The sequence below is a fragment of the Escherichia sp. WS1152 genome, assembly GCF_046487665.1.
GTDB classification, from domain to species: domain Bacteria; phylum Pseudomonadota; class Gammaproteobacteria; order Enterobacterales; family Enterobacteriaceae; genus Escherichia; species Escherichia coli.
Map to the genome: position 1 here is coordinate 1 of NZ_JBJQJA010000024.1, position 26561 is coordinate 26561.

Annotated in this window: 21 protein-coding genes and 1 riboswitch; of the genes, 6 read left to right on the forward strand and 15 right to left on the reverse strand. The window is 52.3% G+C overall.

What is annotated here, in order from left to right:
- Nucleotides 1–124: 124 nt before the first annotated feature.
- On the reverse strand, nucleotides 125–982 hold the full coding sequence (gene murI, locus ACJHW7_RS22540) for a glutamate racemase (RefSeq protein ID WP_000201819.1): 858 nt from the start codon (nucleotides 980–982) through the stop codon (nucleotides 125–127).
- Complete coding sequence (gene btuB / locus ACJHW7_RS22545) at nucleotides 927–2771, reverse strand: TonB-dependent vitamin B12 receptor BtuB (protein ID WP_000591349.1); 1845 nt, start codon at nucleotides 2769–2771, stop codon at nucleotides 927–929. The genes murI and btuB overlap by 56 nt, the downstream gene beginning before the upstream one ends.
- 64 nt (nucleotides 2772–2835) lie before the next feature.
- Nucleotides 2836–3026: riboswitch (cobalamin riboswitch) on the reverse strand.
- 113 nt (nucleotides 3027–3139) lie between these two features.
- Here btuB and trmA point away from each other — a divergent pair.
- Entirely contained in the window at nucleotides 3140–4240 is a 1101-nt protein-coding gene (gene trmA / locus ACJHW7_RS22550; RefSeq protein ID WP_000186999.1) for a tRNA (uridine(54)-C5)-methyltransferase TrmA, read from the forward strand.
- 39 nt (nucleotides 4241–4279) lie between these two features.
- Here the strand turns inward: trmA and ACJHW7_RS22555 are convergent, their stop codons facing one another.
- From ACJHW7_RS22555 to ACJHW7_RS22570, 4 genes are all read right to left on the reverse strand, one after another.
- Entirely contained in the window at nucleotides 4280–4639 is a 360-nt protein-coding gene (locus ACJHW7_RS22555) for a YijD family membrane protein (RefSeq protein ID WP_000806411.1), read from the reverse strand.
- Entirely contained in the window at nucleotides 4639–5289 is a 651-nt protein-coding gene (fabR, locus tag ACJHW7_RS22560; RefSeq protein WP_001309117.1) for an HTH-type transcriptional repressor FabR, read from the reverse strand. Before fabR ends, ACJHW7_RS22555 begins: the two co-directional genes overlap by 1 nt.
- A gap of 103 nt (nucleotides 5290–5392) precedes the next feature.
- Complete coding sequence (locus tag ACJHW7_RS22565; protein ID WP_021557400.1) at nucleotides 5393–6709, reverse strand: citrate-proton symporter; 1317 nt, start codon at nucleotides 6707–6709, stop codon at nucleotides 5393–5395.
- Between the two features lie 42 nt (nucleotides 6710–6751).
- Nucleotides 6752–7918, reverse strand: a complete 1167-nt coding sequence (locus tag ACJHW7_RS22570) for a M20 aminoacylase family protein (RefSeq protein WP_021557399.1) — start codon at nucleotides 7916–7918, stop codon at nucleotides 6752–6754.
- Between the two features lie 329 nt (nucleotides 7919–8247).
- On the opposite strand from ACJHW7_RS22570, the gene sthA reads away from it, so the two are divergent.
- A complete protein-coding gene (gene sthA, locus ACJHW7_RS22575) occupies nucleotides 8248–9648 on the forward strand; it encodes a Si-specific NAD(P)(+) transhydrogenase (RefSeq protein WP_001120810.1) in 1401 nt (466 codons plus the stop codon).
- Here sthA and oxyR read toward each other — a convergent pair.
- The 4 genes from oxyR to argC all read right to left on the reverse strand — a co-directional run bounded on the left by oxyR (nucleotide 9631) and on the right by argC (nucleotide 14036).
- On the reverse strand, nucleotides 9631–10548 hold the full coding sequence (oxyR, locus tag ACJHW7_RS22580; protein ID WP_001025939.1) for a DNA-binding transcriptional regulator OxyR: 918 nt from the start codon (nucleotides 10546–10548) through the stop codon (nucleotides 9631–9633). The two genes, sthA and oxyR, sit on opposite strands and share 18 nt — an antisense overlap.
- 266 nt (nucleotides 10549–10814) lie before the next feature.
- The gene (gene argH, locus ACJHW7_RS22585; protein ID WP_021557398.1) at nucleotides 10815–12188 is read right to left on the reverse strand and encodes an argininosuccinate lyase; all 1374 of its coding nucleotides are present in this window, start codon (nucleotides 12186–12188) and stop codon (nucleotides 10815–10817) included.
- 59 nt (nucleotides 12189–12247) lie between these two features.
- Nucleotides 12248–13024, reverse strand: coding sequence for an acetylglutamate kinase (argB, locus tag ACJHW7_RS22590; RefSeq protein ID WP_001362445.1), 777 nt, complete (start codon nucleotides 13022–13024; stop codon nucleotides 12248–12250).
- Between the two features lie 7 nt (nucleotides 13025–13031).
- On the reverse strand, nucleotides 13032–14036 hold the full coding sequence (argC, locus tag ACJHW7_RS22595; protein ID WP_000935391.1) for an N-acetyl-gamma-glutamyl-phosphate reductase: 1005 nt from the start codon (nucleotides 14034–14036) through the stop codon (nucleotides 13032–13034).
- Nucleotides 14037–14189: 153 nt separating this feature from the next.
- Between argC and argE the strand changes: the two genes are divergently transcribed.
- The 4 genes from argE (at nucleotide 14190) to ACJHW7_RS22615 (ending at nucleotide 21325) form a co-directional block, all read left to right on the forward strand.
- On the forward strand, nucleotides 14190–15341 hold the full coding sequence (gene argE, locus ACJHW7_RS22600) for an acetylornithine deacetylase (RefSeq protein WP_021557396.1): 1152 nt from the start codon (nucleotides 14190–14192) through the stop codon (nucleotides 15339–15341).
- Nucleotides 15342–15692: 351 nt separating this feature from the next.
- Complete coding sequence (gene ppc, locus ACJHW7_RS22605) at nucleotides 15693–18344, forward strand: phosphoenolpyruvate carboxylase (protein ID WP_001005579.1); 2652 nt, start codon at nucleotides 15693–15695, stop codon at nucleotides 18342–18344.
- A gap of 181 nt (nucleotides 18345–18525) precedes the next feature.
- On the forward strand, nucleotides 18526–20259 hold the full coding sequence (locus ACJHW7_RS22610) for a phosphoethanolamine transferase CptA (protein WP_021557395.1): 1734 nt from the start codon (nucleotides 18526–18528) through the stop codon (nucleotides 20257–20259).
- A 214-nt stretch (nucleotides 20260–20473) separates the two neighbouring features.
- The gene (locus ACJHW7_RS22615) at nucleotides 20474–21325 is read left to right on the forward strand and encodes an AraC family transcriptional regulator (RefSeq protein ID WP_000274629.1); all 852 of its coding nucleotides are present in this window, start codon (nucleotides 20474–20476) and stop codon (nucleotides 21323–21325) included.
- Here the strand turns inward: ACJHW7_RS22615 and ACJHW7_RS22620 are convergent.
- The 5 genes from ACJHW7_RS22620 to ACJHW7_RS22640 are packed head-to-tail and all read right to left on the reverse strand — an operon-like array spanning nucleotide 21312 to nucleotide 26261.
- Nucleotides 21312–21653 carry a PTS fructose-like transporter subunit IIB gene (locus ACJHW7_RS22620; RefSeq protein ID WP_000323846.1) on the reverse strand — a complete coding sequence of 114 codons (342 nt, stop codon included), beginning with the start codon at nucleotides 21651–21653 and terminating at the stop codon, nucleotides 21312–21314. The genes ACJHW7_RS22615 and ACJHW7_RS22620 overlap by 14 nt on opposite strands.
- A 1-nt stretch (nucleotide 21654) precedes the next feature.
- Nucleotides 21655–22533 carry a [formate-C-acetyltransferase]-activating enzyme gene (locus tag ACJHW7_RS22625; protein WP_021557394.1) on the reverse strand — a complete coding sequence of 293 codons (879 nt, stop codon included), beginning with the start codon at nucleotides 22531–22533 and terminating at the stop codon, nucleotides 21655–21657.
- The gene (locus ACJHW7_RS22630; RefSeq protein ID WP_021557393.1) at nucleotides 22499–24796 is read right to left on the reverse strand and encodes a formate C-acetyltransferase; all 2298 of its coding nucleotides are present in this window, start codon (nucleotides 24794–24796) and stop codon (nucleotides 22499–22501) included. Before ACJHW7_RS22630 ends, ACJHW7_RS22625 begins: the two co-directional genes overlap by 35 nt.
- 50 nt (nucleotides 24797–24846) lie before the next feature.
- On the reverse strand, nucleotides 24847–25167 hold the full coding sequence (locus ACJHW7_RS22635) for a PTS fructose-like transporter subunit IIB (protein ID WP_000161265.1): 321 nt from the start codon (nucleotides 25165–25167) through the stop codon (nucleotides 24847–24849).
- 14 nt (nucleotides 25168–25181) lie between these two features.
- Nucleotides 25182–26261, reverse strand: coding sequence for a PTS fructose transporter subunit EIIC (locus tag ACJHW7_RS22640; protein WP_021557392.1), 1080 nt, complete (start codon nucleotides 26259–26261; stop codon nucleotides 25182–25184).
- Nucleotides 26262–26561 lie beyond the last annotated feature (300 nt).

A 26561-nucleotide genomic window follows, 5' to 3' on the forward strand; every position in this document is an offset into this window, starting at 1 on the left:
CCCCGCTGACCCGGCGGCGTGTTTGCCGTTGTTCCGTGTCAGTGGTGGCGCATTATAGGGAGTTATTCCGGCCTGACAAGAGGAAATTTAAAATAATTTTCTGACCGCGCAACATTCAACCAAATCAGCCTAAAACTGCCAGTTTTTCGAGCGTTTCGAAGCCGTAACGCTGTAAAACGGGCAATAATTGTTCAGCTTCTGGCGTCATTGCCATACAAAAGGCAATATTCGCATCGGCAGATTTTGCATCCGGGGCTTCATGTTCTAACAACCAGGCCGTTCGGCGAGCAATCGCTGCGCCAGAATCCACCAGCCGGGTTCCCTCTGGCAGCACTTGTAACAGTTCTTCTTGTAGTAGAGGGAAATGGGTGCAACCCAATACAACGGTATCTGGCGGCTCTTTCATTCTTAACCACGGGCGTAGGATACGTTTTAGTGCATCCAGAGAAACATCTTCGCCATGCAGCTTCGCTTCAGCCAACTCAACCATCTCTGCCGAGCCCAGCATTTCTATCTGGCATTCATTAGCGAAACGCGCGATCAGCTCATGAGTATAAGAACGTTTAACTGTTCCGCGGGTTGCCAGTAATCCGACAATGCCATTTGCCGTCAGACGTGCAGCAGGTTTAATCGCCGGCACGACACCAACAACCGGGAAGTCGAACTTTTCGCGTAATGCAGGAAGTGAAACGGTACTGGCAGTGTTGCAAGCGACCACAGCCAGCGCAAGGGGATAACGTTCTTGCACCGCGGTGACAATTGCCACCACTCGCTCAACAATAAACGCTTCGCTTTTTTCGCCATACGGGAAAGCGACGTTATCGAAAGCATAAATGTAATGGAGATCCGGTAAGAGATGCCGGATCTCGTCATAGACCGACAACCCACCGACGCCGGAGTCAAACACCAGCACGGTGGGACGTGGTTCAGAAGGTGTAGCTGCCAGACAAGGTGTATTCCCGTCCTGCAGTTTGGTAGCCATAGACTGTCTCATAATCTTTGTCGAACAGGTTGGCTATTTTACCACGAACTGTCAGGTGAGAGGTGACCGGATACGCAACCGCAAGATCCCACAAGCTCACACCGCCCATTTTAACGGTTTGATAAGGATAAGATGAGTAATCCTTATCATAGCGAGTGCCTAAATACTGATAAGTAATACCCCAGTCGAAGTCATACAACTGCCAGTCGAGCTGGTATTTCACCTGCTGTTTAGCACGGCGTAACAACGGCGTGTCGGTAATTGCATTGCGCGCATCGACATAATCATAACTCACAGTATGCGTCAGTGGTCCGGTATCAAAATTGGCGGTCGCCTCGACGCCCTTAATCCGCGCTTTCCCTTCGTTGTAATATTTCAGGGTGTGATCATCATAATCGATCAAGTCACTGACATCGTTACGATATCCGGAAATACGCCAGTTCACCCCAGCGGTTAAGCCTTCAAACGCGCCTTCCCACTGTTTGCTTTTCTCCGGGTCCAGATTCGGATTTCCGTAGAAGCCATACAGTTGCCCCAGATTTGGTGCCTTATAAGATGTCCCGTACGAAGCAATGAAGCGATAACCTTCGATGAATTCCCAACCGGCGCTGGTTTGCCAGGTTCCATGACGACCAAACTGTGAGTTATCGTCGCTGCGTGCTGCGCCTTCAAAGGTAAAATCGCCGACTTGTTGCAGCCCGGTCAGATAGATGCCGGTATTACGTTGATCATATCCATCCTTAACATAAGCTGTGCCCGGTGCCGTGCTCTGCTTCTGCCAGTCAACACCCGCACCAACATTACCGTGGCCAATGATGATGTTGTTTGCCCACTGGACGGTGTATTGCTTCATCTCATCGAGCGTCGCCGACGAATCATAACGACCATAATGGGGATCGTAGTTGTAATCTTTGCTATGGCTATAGCTGGTAATGAGTTGTGATTTAATCAGTTCGCCGTTATATCGCAGCCCGGCGTCCCAACTTTGACTATAGAGTTTACGGGTATCGACCAATGGTGAACCCGGAGAATAATACGCGTCATAATTGGTACGGTTATCATAGCCATAGCCGCGCACAAAGCCGCTCCAGGCATCAGTAAAGTTATGCTCCAGCGCGCCATAAAGCGTTTTACTTAAAAAACCATCGTTATCTGGCTGCGCTTGCGTTCCGGTATTACCATAGGCAACAACATCATAACCATGAGTATGGGCATAATCGCCCAACAACGTTACTCGTGTCTTATCCCCCAGTTGTTGCTGTGTAGAGACATCATAGTTTTGATAACTATTGCTTCCCCACCCTGCTGAAATTTCCGTTCCGGGTTCATCGCGCGTCGTGATGATATTCACCACCCCGCCTATTGCATCGGAACCATAAACGGCGGAGCGCGGCCCACGGATATATTCAACACGCTGGACAAGCGCAATAGGGAACTGGCTAAGGTCGGCAGAACCACTCACCCCCGCCAGATTCAGGCGTACGCCATCAATTAACACCAACACATGACTGGCATTTGTACCGCGAATAAAAATAGATGAGAGCTGACCTGAACCGCCGTTTTGGGTGATATCGACGCCCGGAAGACGGCGCAGCACATCATTAACCGAGGTCGACTGCCAGCGGTCGATATCCTGACGCGTCACAACGGTGGTTGGTGCAAGCACAGTGCTGCGCGGCTGTTCAAAACGGTTAGCAGTAACGACGAGAGTATCCGGGCTGGTATCCTGTGCCCAAGCGGAAAAGGCTGTGACAGAACACGCCGTCAGCAGCGAAGCTTTTTTAATCATTGTAAAGCATCCACAATAGAAGAAGGATGCCGCAGGTTTCATCAATATTACGCGATGATGAGAACCAGATGCGACGTTGGCCGGCAGGTCTTCGGGCTTGGAGGGGTATCTAAGATACTAAGAGATGATGACTTCCCACCGAATGGCAGTGTCCGCATAACGCAATCATCGCACCTTTCCTTACCGCTGCGCGTCAGCTCCAGATTCGCACTGGATTCCCTATTAACTCACAGGACCGGCAAGTGGATGCTACAGGTTGTAACAAGTTACTGTCCAGACGTAGCTCACAAATAGGAATTCATCAAGATCTGGACATCTGATGAGCAATCCCTACAATCGCCGCGTACTTTAATTTTTCAGGATACATCATGACCCCCGAACACCTTCCAACAGAACAGTATGAAGCGCAGTTAGCCGAAAAAGTGGTACGTTTGCAAAGTATGATGGCACCGTTTTCTGACCTGGTTCCGGAAGTGTTTCGCTCGCCGGTCAGTCATTACCGGATGCGTGCGGAGTTCCGCATCTGGCACGATGGCGATGACCTGTACCACATCATTTTCGATCAACAAACCAAAAGCCGTATCCGGGTGGATAGCTTCCCCGCCGCCAGTGAACTCATCAACCAGTTGATGACGGCGATGATTGCGGGTGTGCGTAATAATCCCATTCTGCGCCACAAGTTGTTCCAGATTGATTACCTCACCACGCTGAGTAATCAGGCGGTGGTTTCCTTGCTGTACCATAAAAAGCTGGATGATGAGTGGCGTCAGGAAGCGGAAGCCCTGCGCGATGCACTGCGAGCACAGAATCTGAATGTGCATCTGATTGGTCGGGCAACGAAAACCAAAATCGCGCTGGATCAAGATTACATCGACGAACGTCTGCCGGTCGCAGGGAAAGAGATGATCTACCGTCAGGTAGAAAACAGCTTTACCCAGCCGAACGCGGCGATGAATATTCAGATGCTGGAATGGGCGCTGGACGTAACCAAAGGCTCAAAAGGCGATTTACTGGAGCTGTACTGCGGCAACGGTAACTTCTCATTAGCCCTGGCGCGCAATTTTGATCGGGTATTAGCCACCGAAATCGCCAAGCCGTCAGTCGCTGCCGCGCAATACAATATTGCCGCTAACCATATTGATAACGTACAAATTATTCGTATGGCGGCAGAAGAATTTACTCAGGCGATGAATGGCGTGCGCGAGTTTAACCGCCTGCAAGGGATCGACTTAAAGAGTTATCAGTGCGAAACCATTTTTGTCGACCCACCGCGCAGCGGTCTGGACAGTGAAACCGAGAAAATGGTGCAGGCGTATCCACGTATTCTGTATATCTCCTGCAATCCGGAAACGTTATGCAAGAATCTGGAAACATTAAGCCAGACGCACAAGGTCGAACGCCTGGCTCTGTTTGATCAGTTCCCCTACACGCACCATATGGAGTGCGGCGTATTACTGACCGCGAAGTAAAACCCATGCCGGATGCGCCAGCATCCGGCATGATACCGATTACTCAGCAACTTCCTGCTTACGGTTACGCATCTTCGCGCCAATCCAGAACACCATAATGACGGAGAGTACTGCCGGGAAGAAGTTAGAGCCGATATCCGGATATTCCGCACGAACTACCGTGCTGTACAGCAGTACGCCGAGAATAAAACAGGCAGCTGCCAGACCCGGCAAGCCTACCGGCATGGTGCGATTAAGATAACGTTGATGCAGGCAGTAAACCGTCAGCACCAGGGAAATAATCGGGAATACAGAAAATGGCACAATGGAGCTAAACAGCGCTGCGAAAGTACCATTAATCGATAAGCCAGCAACCAACGCCAGCAGCAGCGTACCTCTATCTTGATTTGCTTGTTTCATTACTCGTCCTTCACATTTCCCGGAATAATTGCGGTTTTCTCTTGTTCACGGCGATACCAGTAATAAGCCCCTTTCGAAATCATTCGCAGTTGCAGTACCAGTCGCTCTTCTAATTGCCGACGTTGTTCGACGCCGACGTCCAACGCCTCGGCACCCGCACTGAAGACAATTGTCACCATTGCTTCGGCTTGCGCTTCAGTAAACGCACGCGGCATATGGTTTTCGAGTTCCAGATAGTCCGCAAGTTCCGCAATGAAGTGCTGAATTTCACGCGCAACGGCGGCACGAAACGCAGCGGAGGTGCCGGAGCGTTCCCGCAATAATAACCGGAAGGCGTTAGGATTATTACCGATGAACTCCATAAATGTGGAGACCGAGGTGCGGATCACACTCCCGCCTTTGGCGATACGCTGACGCGCCTGGCGCATGAGTTGGCGTAGCATTAAACCGCTCTCATCAACCATGGTCAGACCCAGTTCGTCTACGTCGCGGAAATGCCGATAAAAAGAGGTGGGAGCAATGCCCGCTTCACGCGCCACTTCACGCAAACTCAAGCTGGCGAAGCTGCGTTCAGCACTTAATTGGCTAAATGCGGCTTCCACCAGCGAACGGCGGGTTTTTTCTTTTTGTTGCGCTCTTACGCCCATCACGATGTCTGAATCCTTGCCAAAAGTACTGCTGGCACTATACCAGAGAATGAACATACTGGATTGCTCCAGTATTGTGAATGAACGGTAACGCAATAAAACATATTTACTGCAATTCTTTGGCCGGTTCTTTTACGTACAACAACGCCAACATCGACAGCAACGTGCCTCCACCCAGATACCACGCCGGAGCCGTCAAACTATCCAGCAACACGATGGATTGCGTAGCGAAATATTGAGCAAAACCGCCAAAGATTGCCACACCAATGCTATAAACCAGCGCAAAACCCAATGCCCGAATCCGTTTCGGCAACAGTTCAGAGATCAACAACATCACTGGCACACCGCCAAGCGTGGTAAAGCTGACCATCACGAAAACCACCGTCAGCAACATGCCAGGGCTTGGGTAATTCACCAACAGCCAGAATGACGGCCAGCTACAGATCAGCACCATCACACGGGAGATTAAAATCAGCTTTTTACGCCCGACCGAATCGCACAACATCCCCACAAGCAGCGCACCCACAAACGTAATAACGCCCGCCAGTAACATCGCTGCATGAGAATAATGTTGAGGCATCGCCAGATACTTCGCCGCCCAGGTGCCGTAATAAAAGAGGGAGATATAGGTTGCGACCGTGCTACCAATAGCGAGTAAAACGCCATTAACGATAGTCGCCTTATGTTGCAGGAGCAGAGAAAACGCGCTTTCGCTGGTAGCAGCTTTTTTATTGCGCACAGGCTCAGGTACGTCATTTTCCAGACTCAAACGCAACCAACAGCCGACAGGCGCTAATAACACGCCAATAAAAAACGGCACACGCCAGCCCCATTCAGCCATGACGGTTTCTGAACCGGTCGCAAAGGGCAGCCATGCACTTAAACCTAAAGCGACAACACCTCCAAAAGTTGTTGCCAGGCCTTGAGTCGCCAGTGACCAACTGCTGTAAAAACCGCGACGATTTGCCGGAGCTGACTCCACCAGTAGCGACATTGAAGCCCCAACTTCACCGCCTGCTGCAACACCCTGAATCAAACGAGCAAGTACCAGAGTTGCCGTTCCCCAATAGCCCGCCGTCGCATACGTCGGCGCAATGCCAATCATCAACGTGCCGAGGCTCATCAGGGCAATAGTGAACACCATCGCGGGTTTGCGTCCGAAACGATCGGCCCAGGCCCCGACGATAATTCCACCAAGCGGGCGCATAAAAAAACTCACGCCAAACGTTGCAAATGCCAGTAACAGCGCGACATTGTGATCAGCGCTGGGTGGGAAGAAAAGTGTACTGATATAGACCACAAAAAAGTTGTAAACGCCAAAATCAAACAATTCGAGCGCATTGCCAAACGCCGAGGCAAAAATCACCCGCCTGCCGCTGGGCTTTTTCTTCACACTCACGGTTTCATTTACGATCGCCGTCATTCCATGTTCCTTGCCAAAAAGTGTTGTTGTGTGTTGTTTTATTTATTGCAGCCAGGCTTCTACCAGTGCGCCCCAGTAGCTGCTTGCCGGGACCAGACTTGCATCGTTGAAGTCGTAACCCGGGTTATGCACCATGCAGGAACCTTCCCCGACATCGCCATTACCGAATAACAGGAAACCGCCTTTGGGTTGGGCTTCCAGCATGAAAGAGAAATCTTCACTGCCCATCAGAGGCTTGATGCCAAACTCGGCCAGCTCTTCACCAAACGTTTTACACGCCACCTGCCAGGCGAAGCGCGCCATCTCCTCGTCATTCACTAATACCGGTGTACCGTTAACATGCGTAACCTCAGCCGTAGCACCAAAGCTGGCAGCCAGGGCTTGTGCCAGAGCAGGAATACGGGTCAGAAGAAGTTGTCGGGTATCGCGGCTAAGAGAGCGGACGCTGATTTTCATCTCAGCACTGTCAGGAATGACGTTAGCCGCCTCACCCGCAACAATGCTGCCGACGGTAATTACCGCCGCTTCCAGCGGATCGACATTGCGCGACACAATGCTTTGTAATGCGGTGGTGATATGTGCCGCGACCAGCACCGGATCGATGGCTTTGTGCGGGATCGCACCGTGTCCGCCACAACCACGAACTGTAATATGGAACTGATCCATTGACGCCATCAGTGCCCCTGGCTGGAAATAAAACTTACCCACCGGCAGACCGGGCATGTTATGCATGCCGAAAATGACATCGCAGGGGAAATGATCAAAAAGCCCCTCTTTAACCATGATCTCACCGCCATTAATCATCTCTTCCGCAGGCTGGAAGATAAGACGTAACGTGCCGTTAAAACGGCGGGTTTCGGCAAAATAACGCGCGGCCCCCAGCAGTATGGTGGTATGCCCGTCATGCCCGCAGGCGTGCATTAAACCAGGATGTTTACTGGCCCAGAGCTTGCCACTATTTTCATAAATCGGCAGCGCATCCATATCCGCCCGCAGGCCAATACTTTTCTCTCCGTCGCCCACTTTTAACGTGGCCACTATCCCCGTCGTCGCCAGTCCTTGCTCTACTTCATAGCCCCACTGACGCAGCTTTTCCGCAACCAAAGCACTGGTTTTAAATTCTTGTAATCCCAGCTCCGGGTTTTCGTGGATCTGATGGCGGATCTCACGCAGTTCTTCCTCAAACCCTCGAATATAGTGTTCGATCATCGGCTATTCCTTTATTCACTTATAAACAGGCTAATTAACGGATTTTATTGATGGTATAAATACAAATAACCCATCAATATAAAATATTTATATGTTTGTTTTATAAGAATATTTCATAAAGACAATAACAAAAAAGCACGCTTCGGCAAGATAAAACTATCAGCCATAATAAAAAGCGATTAATAGTGAATAAATGGGTTAAGAAGGAGGCAGACAAAGCAAAGGCCGCTCACGCTATAGCCAGATTAATGACGGGGATCAATTGGCTTACCCGCGATAAAATGTTACCATTCTGTTGCTTTTATGTATAAGAACAGGTAAGCCCTACCATGCCACATTCCTACGATTACGATGCCATAGTAATAGGTTCCGGCCCCGGCGGCGAAGGCGCTGCAATGGGCCTGGTTAAGCAAGGTGCGCGCGTCGCAGTTATCGAGCGTTATCAAAATGTTGGCGGCGGTTGCACCCACTGGGGCACCATCCCGTCGAAAGCTCTCCGTCACGCCGTCAGCCGCATTATAGAATTCAATCAAAACCCACTATACAGCGACCATTCCCGACTGCTCCGCTCTTCTTTTGCCGATATCCTTAACCATGCCGATAACGTGATTAATCAACAAACGCGCATGCGTCAGGGATTTTACGAACGTAATCACTGTGAAATATTGCAGGGGAACGCTCGCTTTGTTGACGAGCATACGTTGGCGCTGGATTGCCCGGACGGCAGCGTTGAAACACTAACCGCTGAAAAATTTGTTATTGCCTGCGGCTCTCGTCCATATCATCCAACAGATGTTGATTTCACCCATCCACGCATTTACGACAGCGACTCAATTCTCAGCATGCACCACGAACCGCGCCATGTACTTATCTATGGTGCTGGAGTGATCGGCTGTGAATATGCGTCGATCTTCCGCGGTATGGATGTAAAAGTGGATCTGATCAACACCCGCGATCGCCTGCTGGCATTTCTCGATCAAGAGATGTCAGATTCTCTCTCCTATCACTTCTGGAACAGTGGCGTAGTGATTCGTCACAACGAAGAGTACGAGAAGATCGAAGGCTGTGACGACGGTGTAATCATGCATCTGAAGTCGGGTAAAAAACTGAAAGCCGACTGTCTGCTCTATGCCAACGGCCGCACCGGTAATACCGATTCGCTGGCATTACAGAACATTGGGCTGGAAACTGACAGTCGCGGACAGCTGAAGGTCAACAGCATGTATCAGACCGCACAGCCGCACGTTTACGCGGTGGGCGACGTGATTGGTTATCCGAGCCTGGCATCAGCGGCCTATGACCAGGGGCGCATTGCCGCGCAGGCGCTGGTAAAAGGCGAAGCCACCGCGCATCTGATTGAAGATATCCCTACCGGCATTTACACCATCCCGGAAATCAGCTCTGTGGGCAAAACCGAACAGCAGCTGACCGCGATGAAAGTGCCATATGAAGTGGGCCGCGCCCAGTTTAAACATCTGGCACGCGCACAAATCGTTGGCATGAACGTGGGCACGCTGAAAATTTTGTTCCATCGGGAAACGAAAGAGATTCTGGGCATTCACTGCTTTGGCGAGCGCGCTGCCGAAATTATTCATATCGGTCAGGCGATTATGGAACAGAAAGGTGGCGGCAACACTATTGAGTACTTCGTCAACACCACCTTTAACTACCCGACGATGGCGGAAGCCTATCGGGTAGCTGCGTTAAACGGTTTAAACCGCCTGTTTTAACACTTTATCGAAATGGCCATCCATTCTTGCGCGGATGGCCTCTGCCAGCTGCTCATAGCGGCTGCGCAGCGGTGAGCCAGGACGATAAACCAGGCCAATAGTGCGGCGAGGTTCCGGCTTAATACACGGCAAATAAACAACCCCATCGCGTTTGCGCTCCGGCGGCACAGCCAGCGCAGGCAGTAAAGTGATCCCGCTACCTGCCGCCACCATGTTACGCAGTGTCTCCAGGCTGGTCGCGCGGAAGTGTGTATCTTCATCCGCCCCGGCTTCAAAGCAGAAACCCATTGCCTGATCGCGCAAACAGTGACCATCTTCCAGCATCAGCAGTTTTTCCCCTGCCAGGTCGGCCATCGGTACACATTCGCGGTTCGCCCACGGGTGATCTTCATAGATAGCCAGCAACATTGGCTCATCAAACAACGGCACTTCAATGAATGCTTCGCTCTCTTTCACCAGCGCGAGGATCACGCAATCGAGTTTGCCACTGTCCAGTTGCGCCAGTAACTGGTGGGTCTGTGCTTCATGCAGATACATTTCCAGCTTTGGAAAGGTCTGGTGCAGCATCGGGATAATATGCGGTAGCAGGTACGGTCCAACCGTGGGAATCAAACCAATATGCAGCGGTCCGGACATCGTCTCGCCCTGCTGGCTTGCCATCTCTTTAAGGACTTTCACCTCACGCAGCACGGTACGCGCCTGATCCACCAGCAGCATTCCCGCCTGGGTGAACAATACTTTACGGCTGGTCCGCTCCAGCAACATCACGCCCAGCTCATCTTCCAGCTTACGAATTTGCCCGCTAAGCGTCGGCTGGCTAACGTGGCAGGAATCTGCCGCACGCCGAAAATGGCGGTGTTCGGCCAATGCCACCAGGTACTCAAGATCACGAATATTCATTATCCATCCTCCATTGCCACGATAGTTCGCGGCGATAGGTAGCATAGCAACGAACGATTATCCCTATCAAGCATTCTGACTGATAATTGCTCACAGAAACGGAGCGGCACCTCTTTTAACCCTTGAAGTCACTGCCCGTTTCGAGAGTTTCTCAACTCGAATAACTAAAGCCAACGTGAACTTTTGCGGATCTCCAGGATCCGCTTTTTTTTGCCATAAAAAAGCCCGGCGATAAGCCAGGCTCAAATTTATACATATAAATGTTCTTACCCCAACCGCGCCTGCGCAAAAGCAATTGCCTGCGCCACCTGCTGCGGTGAGACGCCGCCTTTTGCCGCACGCTTGTCGAGGCACGATTGCAGCGACAGAATCGGATAGACATCTTCGCCAATCACCTGGCTGAATTTCTGTAACTCAGTCAGCGGCAACTCTTCCAGCGGTTTGCCCTGACGAATAGCTTCCACCACCGCTTCACCCACGATATGGTGCGCCTCGCGGAACGGCACGCCTTTCGCCACCAGGTAATCCGCCAGTTCAGTGGCGTTCGCATACCCCTGCTGCGCCGCTTCCTGGCAACGCGGACGTTTCACCTGAATGCCGTCCAGCACCAGCGCCGCCATATGCAGGCAGTCCAGCCAGGTGTCGAGCGCGTCGAACAGGCCTTCTTTGTCTTCCTGCATATCTTTGTTGTAAGCCAGCGGCAAACCTTTCAGCGTCATCATCATGCCGGTTAACGCGCCCTGCACCCGACCGCATTTACCGCGAATCAGCTCCAGCGCATCCGGGTTTTTCTTCTGCGGCATTAATGATGAACCGGAAGTCACGCGGTCAGAAAGCTCGACAAACCCTGCTTCGCCGGTGTTAAAGAAGATCAGATCTTCAGCAAAACGCGACAGATGCACCATGCCGATAGCGGCAGCAGAAAGCAGTTCCAGCACGTGGTCGCGGTCAGAAACGCTGTCGAGACTGTTACGGGTCGCCGAAGCAAAGCCCAGCCAGCCAGCTAACTGTTCACGGTCGATTTCATAGGCCGTTCCCGCCAGCGCGCCACAGCCTAACGGGCTGACATCCAGACGCTTAAGCGCATCCTGCAAGCGGCTTTCATCACGCGCCAGCATCTCAACATAGGCCAGACACCAGTGCGCGAATGTCACCGGCTGGGCACGTTGCAGGTGGGTATAGCCCGGCATCACCGCGTCCTGATTATTCTGCGCGGTTTCTACCAGCGCCGATTGCAACTGGCGGTTAGCCGTCAGCAACTCGCCAACGGTATCCTTGCACCACAGTTTCAGGTCAGTCGCGACCTGGTCATTACGGCTACGCCCGGTATGCAGCTTTTTGCCTAACTGCCCCACTTTGTCGATCAGTTTCCCTTCCACCCAGCTATGGATATCTTCGGCGTCGCTTTCAAGGATTTGTTGTGGCCTGGCGCGAACATCTTCCAGCAGCACGTTCAGCGCCTCTTCCAGTTGCGCCTGTTCTTCTGCGGTTAACACGCCTACCGTTACCAGGGCTTTGGACCAGGCCACAGAGCCAACAATATCCTGCTCCGCCAGACGGTAATCAAAGCGCAGTGAGTCGTTAAATTGTTTGAACCGTTGATCTGCTGCCTGGGTAAAACGCCCGCCCCAAAGTGCCATAACTCTGTTTCCTTATTTTGAATTCAATGCCGGAAAGCTACGCCTCCGGCTAACAAAACTTAAGCTAAAATCCGCGTACCCATCGGCATACCGTTAAACAGTGCCGGAAGCTGCTCCGCATGACGCCAGGAGGCGATATCCACAGGGCGGCCCAGCGTGCGCGCAGCATCCAGCGCCGCGTTCACTTTCACAATCATGCCGTCAGTAATAATGCCCTGCTCAATCAGTTGTTCTGCTTTCGCGGCGGTCATTTCGGCAATACGTTGCCCTTTGCCGTCGAGAATGCCGCTGACATCAGAGAGCAAAATCAGATCCGCGCCCAGCGTTGCCGCCAGCGCCGTCGCTGCCTGATCAGCATTGACGTTCATCAGTTGCCCTTCGTCCGTTACGCCAATGGAGCTGACCACCGGCAGATAACCGTTTTCCAGCAATGTATTGATAAGTTTAGGCGAACCTGGCTGCGCCAGTCCAACATGGCCTAACTCTTCATCAAGCTGGGTCACTTTTACGCTGTCGCCATCGCCGAGAAACAAACCTACGGCCGCAATCTGATGTTTCTTCGCCCATGCCAGCAGGGTTTTATTTGCCGTTCCCGCCAGTGCTCCAGTGATAATGTCTATCTGATCCGCAGGCGTCACCCGCAGGCCATTTTTCTTTTTCACCGGCAGATTCAGCCCTTTCATCAGCTCATCCACCACGCAACCGCCGCCGTGGACAATCACCAGCGGACGCTGATGTGACTCACGATAATTCACCAGTGCGCTAAACAGACGCTCCAGCGCCTCTTCACTATCCAGCAGTACGCCACCCAGTTTGATAATTAATGGATTCATCATTGCACCCTTAAATAAGAGACTGCGTTTCCGCATAGCCGAAACGAATATTGGCGCACTGTACCGCTTGTGCCGCCGCGCCTTTCAGTAAGTTGTCTTCGGTCGCCACAATAATCAAATGCTCGCCCTGAACGGCAAACCCGATATCGCAAAATGGCAGCCCAACGACATTTTTCAGCGCCGGAACGCCTTTGTCATACAGCCGCACCAGCGGTTTATGGGCATACGCCTGCTGTAACACTTGCGCGACTTGCGCCTGGGTCACACCCGATTTCAGGCGGCAGGTAATGGTTTCGAGAATGCCGCGCGGGAAATTGCCCAGATGTGGGGTGAAGATAACGTCAGCACCGAGGTGTGTGGCGATCTCTGGTTGATGGCGATGAGTAAAGACGCCATACGGTTGCAGGCTAACTTCACAAAAACTATTTGAAATCGCTGCCTTACGTCCTGCACCGCTCACGCCGCTGGTGGCGTTGATCACCGGCCACTGATTGAGGTCAAGAAGATCGGCATCAATCAACGGTTTCAGCGCCAGCTGTGCCGCCGTCGGATAACAGCCTGGCACCGCAATCAAATTCGCTTCTTTTAATTTATTACCGCTCCACTCCGCCAGACCGTAGGCTGCCTGTTCCAGCAGTTCCGGGTATTGATGGGTAAAGCCGTAATATTTTTCATAGAAGGTGGCGTCGTTAACACGAAACGCGCCGGAAAGGTCGAACACCACGCAGCCCGCTTCAAGAAACTGCGGCGCTAAATCGTGGCTAACTTCATGGGCGGTGGCGAGAAACACCACGTCCACCCCTGGGCTAAACTCGCTGATATCCGACATCGGCTGCAACGGCAGCTCAACGATGCCTTTTAGCTGCGGATGCAAATCGGAGATTAACTTTCCCGCATCATTGCTTTGCGCTGAAACAGTCAAAGCGGTTATGTTCATATGCGGATGGCGATTTACATAGGTCACTAGCTCTGCGCCAGCGTAGCCGCTGGCACCCACAATCAGCGTATTCAACATCGGGGCTATTCACCTTCTTATGTCTGGTTGCCAGGTTAAACGTAAAACATTCACCTTACGGCTGGTGGGTTTTATTACGCTCAACGTTAGTGTATTTTTATTCATAAATACCGCATGAATATTGATACTATCATGACCAGAGGTGTGTCAACAATGAAAAACAAATTACCGCCATTTCTCGAGATTTACCGTGCTCTGATTGCCACACCTTCAATAAGCGCCACGGAAGAGGCACTCGATCAAAGCAATGCAGATTTAATCACTCTGCTGGCGGACTGGTTTAAAGATTTAGGCTTCAATGTGGAAGTGCAGCCTGTGCCAGGAACTCGCAACAAATTTAATATGCTGGCAAGTACCGGACAGGGGGCTGGCGGCTTGTTGCTGGCGGGGCATACCGATACGGTACCATTTGATGACGGTCGCTGGACGCGCGATCCGTTTACACTGACGGAGCATGACGGCAAGCTTTACGGCTTAGGCACCGCCGACATGAAAGGCTTTTTTGCGTTTATCCTTGATGCGCTACGCGATGTCGACGTCACGAAACTGAAAAAACCGCTCTACATTCTGGCGACTGCAGATGAAGAAACCAGTATGGCCGGAGCGCGTTATTTTGCCGAAACTACTGCCCTGCGCCCGGATTGCGCCATCATTGGCGAACCGACGTCACTACAACCGGTACGCGCACATAAAGGTCATATCTCTAACGCCATCCGTATTCAGGGCCAGTCGGGGCACTCCAGCGATCCAGCACGCGGAGTTAACGCTATCGAACTAATGCACGACGCCATCGGGCATATTTTGCAATTGCGCGATAACCTGAAAGAACGTTATCACTACAACGCGTTTACCGTGCCATACCCTACGCTCAACCTCGGGCATATTCACGGTGGCGACGCGTCTAACCGTATTTGCGCTTGCTGTGAGTTGCATATGGATATTCGTCCGCTGCCTGGCATGACACTCAATGAACTTAATGGTTTGCTCAACGATGCATTGGCTCCGGTGAGCGAACGCTGGCCGGGTCGTCTGACGGTCGACGAGCTGCATCCGCCGATCCCTGGCTATGAATGCCCGCCAAATCATCAACTGGTTGAAGTGGTTGAGAAATTGCTCGGAGCAAAGACCGAAGTGGTGAATTACTGTACCGAAGCGCCGTTTATTCAAACGTTATGCCCGACGCTGGTTCTGGGGCCGGGTTCAATCAATCAAGCCCATCAGCCTGATGAATATCTGGAGACGAGGTTTATCAAGCCCACCCGCGAACTGATCACCCAGGTGATTCACCATTTTTGCTGGCATTAAAACGTAGGCCGGATAAGGCGCTCGCGCCGCATCCGGCACTGTTGCCAAACTCCAGTGCCGCAATAATGTCGGATGCGATACTTGCGCATCTTATCCGACCTACACCTTTGGTGTTACTTGAGGCGATTTTTTAACATTCCCATAAGTTACGCTTATTTAAAGCGTCGTGAATTTAATGACGTAAATTCCTGCTATTTATTCGTTTGCTGAAGCGATTTCGCAGCATTTGACGTCACCGCTTTTACGTGGCTTTATAAAAGACGACGAAAAGCAAAGCCCGAGCATATTCGCGCCAATGCGACGTGAAGGATACAGGGCTATCAAACGATAAGATGGGGTGTCTGGGGTAATATGAACGAACAATATTCCGCATTGCGTAGTAATGTCAGTATGCTCGGCAAAGTGCTGGGAGAAACCATCAAGGATGCGTTGGGAGAACACATTCTTGAACGCGTAGAAACTATCCGTAAGTTGTCCAAATCTTCACGCGCTGGCAATGATGCTAACCGCCAGGAGTTGCTCACCACCTTACAAAATTTGTCGAACGACGAGCTGCTGCCCGTTGCGCGTGCGTTTAGTCAGTTCCTGAACCTGGCCAACACCGCCGAGCAATACCACAGCATTTCGCCGAAAGGCGAAGCTGCCAGCAACCCGGAAGTGATCGCCCGCACCCTGCGTAAACTGAAAAACCAGCCGGAACTGAGCGAAGACACCATCAAAAAAGCAGTGGAATCGCTGTCGCTGGAACTGGTCCTCACGGCTCACCCAACCGAAATTACCCGTCGTACACTGATCCACAAAATGGTGGAAGTGAACGCCTGTTTAAAACAGCTCGATAACAAAGATATCGCTGACTACGAACACAACCAGCTGATGCGCCGCCTGCGCCAGTTGATCGCCCAGTCATGGCATACCGATGAAATCCGTAAGCTGCGTCCAAGCCCGGTAGATGAAGCCAAATGGGGCTTTGCCGTAGTAGAAAACAGCCTGTGGCAAGGCGTACCGAATTACCTGCGCGAACTGAACGAACAACTGGAAGAGAACCTCGGCTACAAACTGCCCGTCGAATTTGTTCCGGTACGTTTTACCTCGTGGATGGGCGGTGACCGCGACGGCAACCCAAACGTCACTGCCGATATCACCCGCCACGTCCTGCTGCTCAGCCGTTGGAAAGCCACCGATTTGTTCCTGAAAGATATTCAGGTGCTGGTTTCTGAACTGTCGATGGTTGAAGCGACCCCTGAACTGCTGGCGCTGGTTGGCGAAGAAGGTGCCGCAGAACCGTATCGCTATCTGATGAAAAACCTGCGTTCTCGCCTGATGGCGACACAGGCATGGCTGGAAGCGCGCCTGAAAGGCGAAGAACTGCCAAAACCAGAAGGCCTGCTGACACAAAACGAAGAACTGTGGGAACCGCTCTACGCTTGCTACCAGTCACTTCAGGCGTGTGGCATGGGTATTATCGCCAACGGCGATCTGCTCGACACCCTGCGCCGCGTGAAATGTTTCGGCGTACCGCTGGTCCGTATTGATATCCGTCAGGAGAGCACCCGCCATACCGAAGCGCTGGGCGAGCTGACCCGCTACCTCGGTATCGGCGACTACGAAAGCTGGTCAGAGGCCGACAAACAGGCGTTCCTGATCCGCGAACTGAACTCCAAACGTCCGCTTCTGCCGCGCAACTGGCAACCAAGCGCCGAAACGCGCGAAGTGCTCGATACCTGCCAGGTGATTGCCGAAGCGCCGCAAGGCTCCATTGCCGCCTACGTGATCTCGATGGCGAAAACGCCGTCCGACGTGCTGGCTGTCCACCTGCTGCTGAAAGAAGCGGGTATCGGGTTTGCAATGCCGGTTGCTCCGCTGTTTGAAACCCTCGATGACCTGAACAACGCCAACGATGTCATGACCCAGCTGCTGAATATCGACTGGTATCGCGGCCTGATTCAGGGCAAACAGATGGTGATGATTGGCTATTCCGACTCAGCAAAAGATGCGGGCGTGATGGCAGCTTCCTGGGCGCAATATCAGGCACAGGATGCATTAATCAAAACCTGCGAAAAAGCGGGTATTGAGCTGACGTTGTTCCACGGTCGCGGCGGTTCCATTGGTCGCGGCGGCGCACCTGCTCATGCGGCGCTGCTGTCACAACCGCCAGGAAGCCTGAAAGGTGGCCTGCGCGTGACTGAACAGGGCGAGATGATCCGCTTTAAATATGGTCTGCCAGAAATCACCGTCAGCAGCCTGTCGCTTTACACCGGGGCGATTCTGGAAGCCAACCTGCTGCCACCACCTGAGCCGAAAGAGAGCTGGCGTCGCATTATGGATGAACTATCAGTCATCTCCTGCGATCTCTACCGTGGCTACGTACGTGAAAACAAAGATTTTGTGCCTTACTTCCGCTCCGCTACACCGGAACAAGAACTGGGCAAACTGCCGTTGGGTTCACGTCCGGCGAAACGTCGCCCGACCGGCGGCGTCGAGTCGCTGCGCGCCATTCCGTGGATTTTTGCCTGGACGCAAAACCGTCTGATGCTCCCCGCCTGGCTGGGTGCAGGTACAGCGCTGCAAAAAGTGGTCGAAGATGGCAAACAGAGCGAGCTGGAGGCTATGTGCCGCGATTGGCCATTCTTCTCGACGCGTCTCGGCATGCTGGAAATGGTATTCGCCAAAGCAGATCTGTGGCTGGCGGAATACTATGACCAACGCCTGGTAGACAAAGCACTGTGGCCGTTAGGTAAAGAGTTACGCAATCTGCAAGAAGAAGACATCAAAGTGGTGCTGGCAATTGCCAACGATTCCCATCTGATGGCCGATCTGCCGTGGATTGCAGAGTCTATTCAGCTACGGAATATTTACACCGACCCGCTGAACGTATTGCAAGCCGAGTTGCTGCACCGCTCCCGCCAGGCAGAAAAAGAAGGCCAGGAACCGGATCCTCGCGTCGAACAAGCGTTAATGGTCACTATTGCCGGGATTGCGGCAGGTATGCGTAATACCGGCTAATCTTCCTCTCCTGCAAACCCTCGTGCTTTTGCGCGAGGGTTTTCTGAAATACTTCTGTTCTAACACCCTCGTTTTCAATATATTTCTGTCTGCATTTTATTCAAATTCTGGATATCCCTTCAGATATCCTTAAGGAATTGTCGGTACATTCGGCGATATTTTTTCAAGACAGGTTCTTACTATGCATTCCACAGAAGTCCAGGCTAAACCTCTTTTTAGCTGGAAAGCCCTGGGTTGGGCACTGCTCTACTTTTGGTTTTTCTCTACTCTGCTACAGGCCATTATTTACATCAGTGGTTATAGTGGCACCAACGGCATTCGCGACTCGCTGTTATTCAGCTCGCTGTGGTTGATCCCGGTATTCCTCTTTCCGAAGCGGATCAAAATTATTGCCGCAGTGATCGGCGTGGTGCTATGGGCGGCCTCTCTGGCGGCGCTGTGCTACTACGTCATCTACGGTCAGGAGTTCTCGCAGAGCGTTCTGTTTGTGATGTTCGAAACCAACACCAACGAAGCCAGCGAGTATTTAAGCCAGTATTTCAGCCTGAAAATTGTGCTTATCGCGCTGGCCTATACGGCGGTGGCAGTTCTGCTGTGGACACGCCTGCGCCCGGTCTATATTCCAAAGCCGTGGCGTTATGTTGTCTCTTTTGCCCTGCTTTATGGCTTGATTCTGCATCCGATCGCCATGAATACGTTTATCAAAAACAAGCCGTTTGAGAAAACGTTGGATAACCTGGCCTCGCGTATGGAGCCTGCCGCACCGTGGCAATTCCTGACCGGCTATTATCAGTATCGTCAGCAACTAAACTCGCTAACAAAGCTACTGAATGAAAATAATGCCTTGCCGCCGCTGGCTAATTTCAAAGATGAATCGGGTAACGAACCGCGCACCTTAGTGCTGGTGATTGGCGAGTCAACCCAGCGTGGACGCATGAGTCTGTACGGTTATCCGCGTGAAACCACGCCGGAGCTGGATGCGCTGCATAAAACCGATCCGAATCTAACCGTGTTTAATAACGTAGTTACGTCTCGTCCGTACACCATTGAAATCCTGCAACAGGCGCTGACCTTTGCCAATGAAAAGAACCCGGATCTGTATCTGACGCAGCCGTCGCTGATGAACATGATGAAACAGGCGGGTTATAAAACCTTCTGGATCACCAACCAGCAGACGATGACCGCCCGCAATACCATGCTGACGGTATTTTCGCGCCAGACCGACAAGCAGTACTACATGAACCAGCAACGTACACAGAGTGCGCGTGAATACGACACCAACGTGCTGAAGCCGTTCCAGGAAGTGCTGAAGGACCCTGCGCCGAAGAAACTGATCATCGTTCATCTGCTGGGTACGCATATCAAATACAAATACCGCTACCCGGAAAATCAGGGCAAGTTTGATGGCAATACCGATCATATTCCGCCGGGATTAAACGCGGAAGAGCTGGAGTCATATAACGATTATGACAACGCTAACCTGTATAACGATCATGTGGTTGCCAGCCTGATTAAAGACTTTAAAGCGGCAGACCCGAACGGATTCCTGGTTTACTTCTCTGACCACGGTGAAGAGGTTTACGACACGCCGCCTCATAAAACCCAGGGGCGTAATGAGGACAACCCGACGCGTCATATGTACACCATTCCGTTCCTGCTGTGGACGTCGGAAAAATGGCAAGCGACTCATCCGCGTGATTTCTCACAGGATGTCGATCGTAAATACAGCCTGGCGGAACTGATCCACACCTGGTCAGATTTGGCGGGCTTATCTTACGACGGTTACGATCCAACCCGTTCAGTGGTGAATCCGCAGTTCAAAGAAACTACCCGCTGGATTGGTAACCCGTACAAGAAAAACGCGCTGATCGATTACGACACACTGCCGTATGGCGATCAGGTGGGTAATCAGTAATTATCAGCCAGGCGCTATTTGCCGGATGCGACGCTTGACGCGTCTTATCCGGCCTACAGATCGCGGCGGTAGACTGGATAAGGCGTTTACGCCACATCCGGCAATACAACTGCCGCAATGTTTACATCGAACTCCCCTCAGGCCACACTTTTCAGGTGGCCTTTTTTAATAAGGCCAGTTACTGTTTTCCCGTCTACATACCTAAGGGAATAACATGTATCACGACGTCAGCTATCTGCTCTCCCGCCTGATCAACGGCCCGCTGTCCCTGCGCCAGATTTACTTTGCCAGCAGTAACGGCCCGGTGCCCGATCTTGCGTATCAGGTCGATTTTCCACGGCTGGAAATTGTGCTGGAAGGTGAGTTTGTTGATACCGGCGCTGGAGCAACGTTAGTTCCCGGCGATGTGCTGTACGTTGCCGCTGGTGGCTGGAATTTTCCACAATGGCAAGCCCCCGCTACTACCTTTAGCGTGCTGTTTGGCAAACAGCAACTCGGCTTCAGCGTCGTGCAATGGGATGGCAAACAATATCAAAATCTGGCGAAGCAACACGTCGCCCGACGCGGCCCACGCATAGGTTCTTTTCTGCTACAAACGCTCAATGAAATGCAAATGCAGCCGCAGGAGCAGCAAACGGCAAGGCTTATCGTCGCCAGCCTGCTTAGCCACTGCCGCGATTTGCTTGGCAGCCAAATCCAGACCGCCTCACGCAGCCAGGCACTATTCGAAGCTATTCGCGATTATATCGACGAACGCTATGCCTCCGCGCTTACCCGCGAATCTGTCGCACAGGCATTCTATATTTCACCAAACTATCTCTCGCACCTGTTTCAAAAAACGGGGGCCATTGGTTTTAACGAATACCTGAATCACACGCGACTGGAGCACGCTAAGACGTTATTGAAAGGCTATGACCTGAAGGTAAAAGAAGTGGCGCACGCCTGCGGCTTTGTCGACAGCAACTACTTCTGCCGTCTGTTTCGTAAAAACACCGAACGCTCGCCGTCGGAATATCGCCGGCAGTACCACAGCCAACTGACAGAAAAACCGACTACTCCAGAATAAGATGGGTTTGCTGCGGCGCAGAAAGCACTTTGCGCACCGCGCTCATTACCCGCTGCGGCTCACGCAGGAATGCGTAGATGCTGCATTGCACATAGCGGCAATGTTCAAATCGCTCGGCACCGGCAAGCTCGATATCCGTAATCAACAGAGCAACATCCGCCCGACGGATATCCTCGTCCGCTAAACGATTCTCCGTTCCCAGCGCGCCCTGAGTTTCAATGCTGACTCCCCACTTCTCTAACAGGCACAACTTTTCCAGCCGTTCCGCCGCCATATATGTATGCGCCACGCCGCTTACGCAGGCGGTTACTGCCACCAGGTATGCCATTTTAACCTCCCACGGTAACCTGAAATCCGGCCCGTTCTGCCATTTCGCGCATCGTTGTCACATCGGCTGACGACGGCGCAGGCACCTCTTTCATCGACCATGTTTTCCCCAGCAGGCGGTATTTCGGTTCGCCGTACTGATGAAACGGTAACAGATGGATCTGCCTGATTTTCAGCGGGATCAGTACATCCAGCGCCTGCTGCATATTCTCCCGGCTGAGCGTGAAACCAGGGATCAGCGGTAAACGCGGGATCACGTTGACGCCCTCACTCACCAGCAAACGCAGATTCTCCAGCACGCGTGGCAGGTTCATCTTCACCACATCCCGCGCCTGAGTCGCGTCCATAATTTTTAAATCGAACAACACTTCATCGCACAATTTCGCCAGCGGTAACAGCTTGCTGGCTGGCGCGTCTCCGGCAGTTTCAATGGCGCATGACACGCCCCACAACCGCAGCCGCTGTAAAAAACGGGTAGCAAACTCCGCCTGCATTAACACTTCGCCGCCAGAAAGCGTGACGCCGCCGCCGGACGTGCGAAAGAAAATGTCATCTTTCATCACTTCCCGTTCCAGCGCGTCAAGGCTGATATCGCGACCAATCCGTTCAAACGCCCCGGAGGGGCATTCATCCGCATCACGCAAACATTTCGCACAGTGCAGACATTTCGCCTCTCTGCGTACCGTCTGGATTTTGCCGGAGATCGACTCCGGATTAGCACACCACGGGCAAAGATGCGGACAGCCTTTAAAAAAGACCACCGTACGAATGCCCTCGCCGTCATTCAGTGAATAACGCTGAATGTTGAAAATGCGCGCCACATCATTGCGGCGCGTTTCCACAACGTTACAGCTGATGCGCTGTCCGACGGATGATGTCATCCTGGATCTCCTTCGACAGTTCGACAAAGAAGGCGCTGTATCCGGCAACGCGCACCACCAGCCCGGCATAATCTTGTGGGCGCTGTTGCGCTTCCCGCAACGTGTCGGCGTTCACCACGTTAAACTGAATATGCTGCAACTTAAGCTGGGTAAACGCCCGTAAGAAGTCGGCCAGTTTGCGTAATCCCGCTTCACCTTCCAGGGTCGCCGGAGTGAATTTCACGTTCAGCAACGTACCGTTAGACAGCAGCGTATTATCGAGCTTACTGACTGACTTCAGTACCGCTGTTGGCCCTTGTGCGTCCTGGCCCAGCATGGGTGACAAGCCGCCGTCTGCCAGTTGTTCCCCGGCAAAACGACCGTCTGGCGTCGCACCAACCACCGATCCCAACGGGACGTGAGCAGAAACGGTATACGATCCCGGCGTGAAGTAACCGCCGCGCGGGTTCTGGTATTTTTCCACTTCTTTGCAGTAGTGGCGCAACAGTTCGGCGCTAATGTTATCCACCTCGTCGATATCGTTACCGTATTTCTCAAAGCGGTTAATTAAGCGAGCGCGGACTTTTTCGCCTTCTGGCGTTGCAAAGTTGGCTTTTAATACCGACAGCAATTCGTCAAAACTTAAACGCTGTTGATCAAAAACCATCCCTTTCAACGCATGGAGAGAATCGCTCAGGTTGGCGATACCAATTCCCTGTACGCCGGAGAAGTTATAACGCGCGCCGCCATCGGTAATATCGCGACCTTTTTCCAGACAATCGCTGATAAAAGACGAGAGCAGCGGTACAGGTGCCCAGTCGCGATGGCCGATATCACAAATATTGCTGCCCTCAACCATCAGGGTGATGTAGTGGCTGATCTTGGCGCGGATCTGCTCCAGTAAACCTTCATAAGTCAGCGCAGCATTGCCTTCATTTTCATGCAGGCAGATTTCCATCACTTTCAGCAGATTAAACATCGCGATGTCATGCAAGCCGTAGGTTCTGCCGGGAATAGATAATTCCACACAGCCCACTACGGAATAGTCGCGCGCATCTTCCAGCGAAACGCCACGGTTGAGGAACGCTGGCACCACCACTTCATCGTTAAAGATTTGCGGAATACCGGTGCCGAGGCGAATGGTTTCTGCGGTTTTCATCAGGAACGGCGTGTCGATCAAGGCGTTAGTGCGCACCCCTAGGTTCGGTTGCGGTAATTGTACGCTTTGATAGGCATCGAGGCAGAGGAACGAAAGCACGTTCACCGCGCTACGTCCGTTCTCGGTTAACCCGCCGAGCAGTGCGGTATAGCCAGTCGGGAAACCTGCGAAATAACGCGCGCTGCTGGTGGAGCGCAACAGCACAATGTCGTTGCATTTCACCCATAAAGATTCGAGCAGTTCTTTCAGGAACGCCGGATCTTCGCCCTGGGTTAAAGATGCCTGATAGAACGGCAACATATACTGGTCGAAGCGCCCTAAAGACAGCGAACTGGCGTTGGATTCGTATTGCAGAATGATGTTCATGTACCAGAATAACTGGCACGCCTGCCAGAACGTCTGCGGCTTATGTTCGGCGTTATGGCGGGAGATCTCCGCAATAGTCAGCAGTTCTTCGCGACGCTGGGCATCAGTGCAGCTTGCCGCCATCGTTTCCGCCAGTTCGGCGTAACGCAAAATGTGTTTCTGCGAGGCTTCGAGCAGTAACAGCGCTGCCTGATAAAAGTGATTCTCCGGCTGTTGCTGACAATGTTGCTGCATTTGCGCTACCAGCTCACCCAGCCCGTGATTCAGCAGGCGCGGGTAATCAATAATAATGTGCCCCTGGCCTTTATCCGTCTGGTTGATGCTGAAAATCTGCGTGCTGGTCGCGGCTTTTACTTCATCCGTCATCTGCCCGTTGATGAAATCTTTCATCGAACGTTTTTCCCAGTACGGGAACAACTCTTCACGGTAGATACGTTTATCTTCTTCGCTGATAGCAAAGCGGTCCTGCGGACGCGTCGGGAACTGGTCCAACTCTTTCAGCAACCAGTAAGGGTCCATTTCCGGCGACATAATCCCGGCGCGCGGTTTCACCGTGCGGTTACCGGCAATCAGTTCTTCATCACGAATCGAAATTTCAACATGTTCAAGGATATACGCTGTTGCTTTCGCCCGGCGCAATATCACCGGTTCGCCTTCGGTTTGCCGATGGCTGGCGGTATAAAGCAGCGCACGCTCCAGCGAGATTTCACGGGTATTGGCAAACAGTGCAGTTTTGAGGCGAGAGATACGATTCGTCATGAGGAACTCCTGTGGGAAAGCGAACCCGCCCTTGCGAGCGGGAGAAGAACTTAAGCGGTTTGCGCCAGGTGAGCTTCAATTTTGCTCATAATGGCGTCAGCGCGTTTTACCGCGTCGCTGATGTTGACGCGCACAATGGTCTTGCCAGCAAAACGCTCTTCAAACTTGATGCCGATATCTTTGGTCAGAATCACCATATCGGCGCTCGCCACATCTTCCGCAGTCAGTTCGTTTTCCAGACCAATCGAGCCCTGGGTTTCTACTTTCACTTCCCAGCCTTTCGCTTTCGCGGCACTTTCCAGCGCCTCTGCCGCCATATAGGTATGGGCAACACCTGAAGGACATGCGGTTACTGCAATAATTTTCGTCATGGCTCGTTCCTCAATTAATTAATTTCAAAATCCAAATCCAGGTCGTCTTCTTTTTCATCAGTCGAAGCCCCATTTTTACGCGCCAGACTTTTCAGCACGTTCACACAAACAGCCGTCACAACCGCCCCGACAGCCACTGCTGCGATATAACCCAACTTACCTTCAACCACCGGCAGCACAATCAGACCACCCCAGCCTGCATAGCACTGCGCACCGACCAGCGCCGCAGTTACTGCACCACAAACTGAACCGACCATGATGGAAGGAATAACACGCAGCGGATCGGCAGCGGCGAAAGGAATCGCCCCTTCAGTAACCCCAACGCACCCCATCACCAGCGCCGCTTTACCGGTTTCGCGCTCTTCTGCGGAGAAATTTTTACGACCAATCAGCGTCGCCAGCCCCATCCCCAGCGGCGGGATACAAATACCCACGGCAGCAATGGCCACCACGGTATAAACACCCTGAGCAACGCAAATCAGCATGAAGGCATAGGCCACTTTGTTAACCGGACCGCCCATATCGAACGCCAGCATCAGACCCATGATCACCGCCAGCATAACAATGCTGCCCTGCTGCATCCCCTGAAGCCACTGAGTCAGGCTGTTGGTCAACGCCCCTACAGGCTCGCCCAAGCCCCACATCATGATGCCTGCGGTAATCAGTGTGCCGATGATAGGAATGATGAAGATAGGCATCACCGAGCGCAGAACTTTATGCACCGGAATTTTCTTCAGGTAATGCACCACTATGCCGCCGATAATCCCGGCGATCAGCGCACCAAAGAAGCCCGCACCAAAGCTGTTACCAACCCAGGCACCGATAGCGCACGGAGCCAGCGCAGAACGCTCTGCAATGGAGTAACCAATGTAAGCGGCGAGGAAAGGCACCATCAGCGTCAAACCTGCAACGCCGATATCAAACAGTTTTTTCAGATTCGGATCGGCTACGGCATCCGGCACTGCGCCTTTGCCATACAACATGACGGAAACCGCCAGCAAAATACCGCCCGATACCACGAAGGGAATCATGTGTGAAACGCCCGTCATTAAGTGCTGACGGGCATTTTTCAGGATCTGCATCAACTCATTCATAAGCTGCTCCCGGGCTTGCGAAAGCCCATGTCCATATTTTTGATGGAGGAAACAATAGGCAATCGCAGGCGGAGCAAACAGTGGATAAAAAGGCCATTTACTGGACTTTTGTAATATCAGTACAAAAATGCGATCCGCCTCATAACTTGCGATAATCCGGAAGCATGCCGCAAAACGGCGTCTTGTGAGACGCGTCGCAAATTGACGGTTACATTACATTTGTCCAGCTTTTGGCAGATTTGTCACATGGCAGGCCGTTGCCGTGCGCTCTTATCCTGTAAACAGAAAACCGTACCGGGA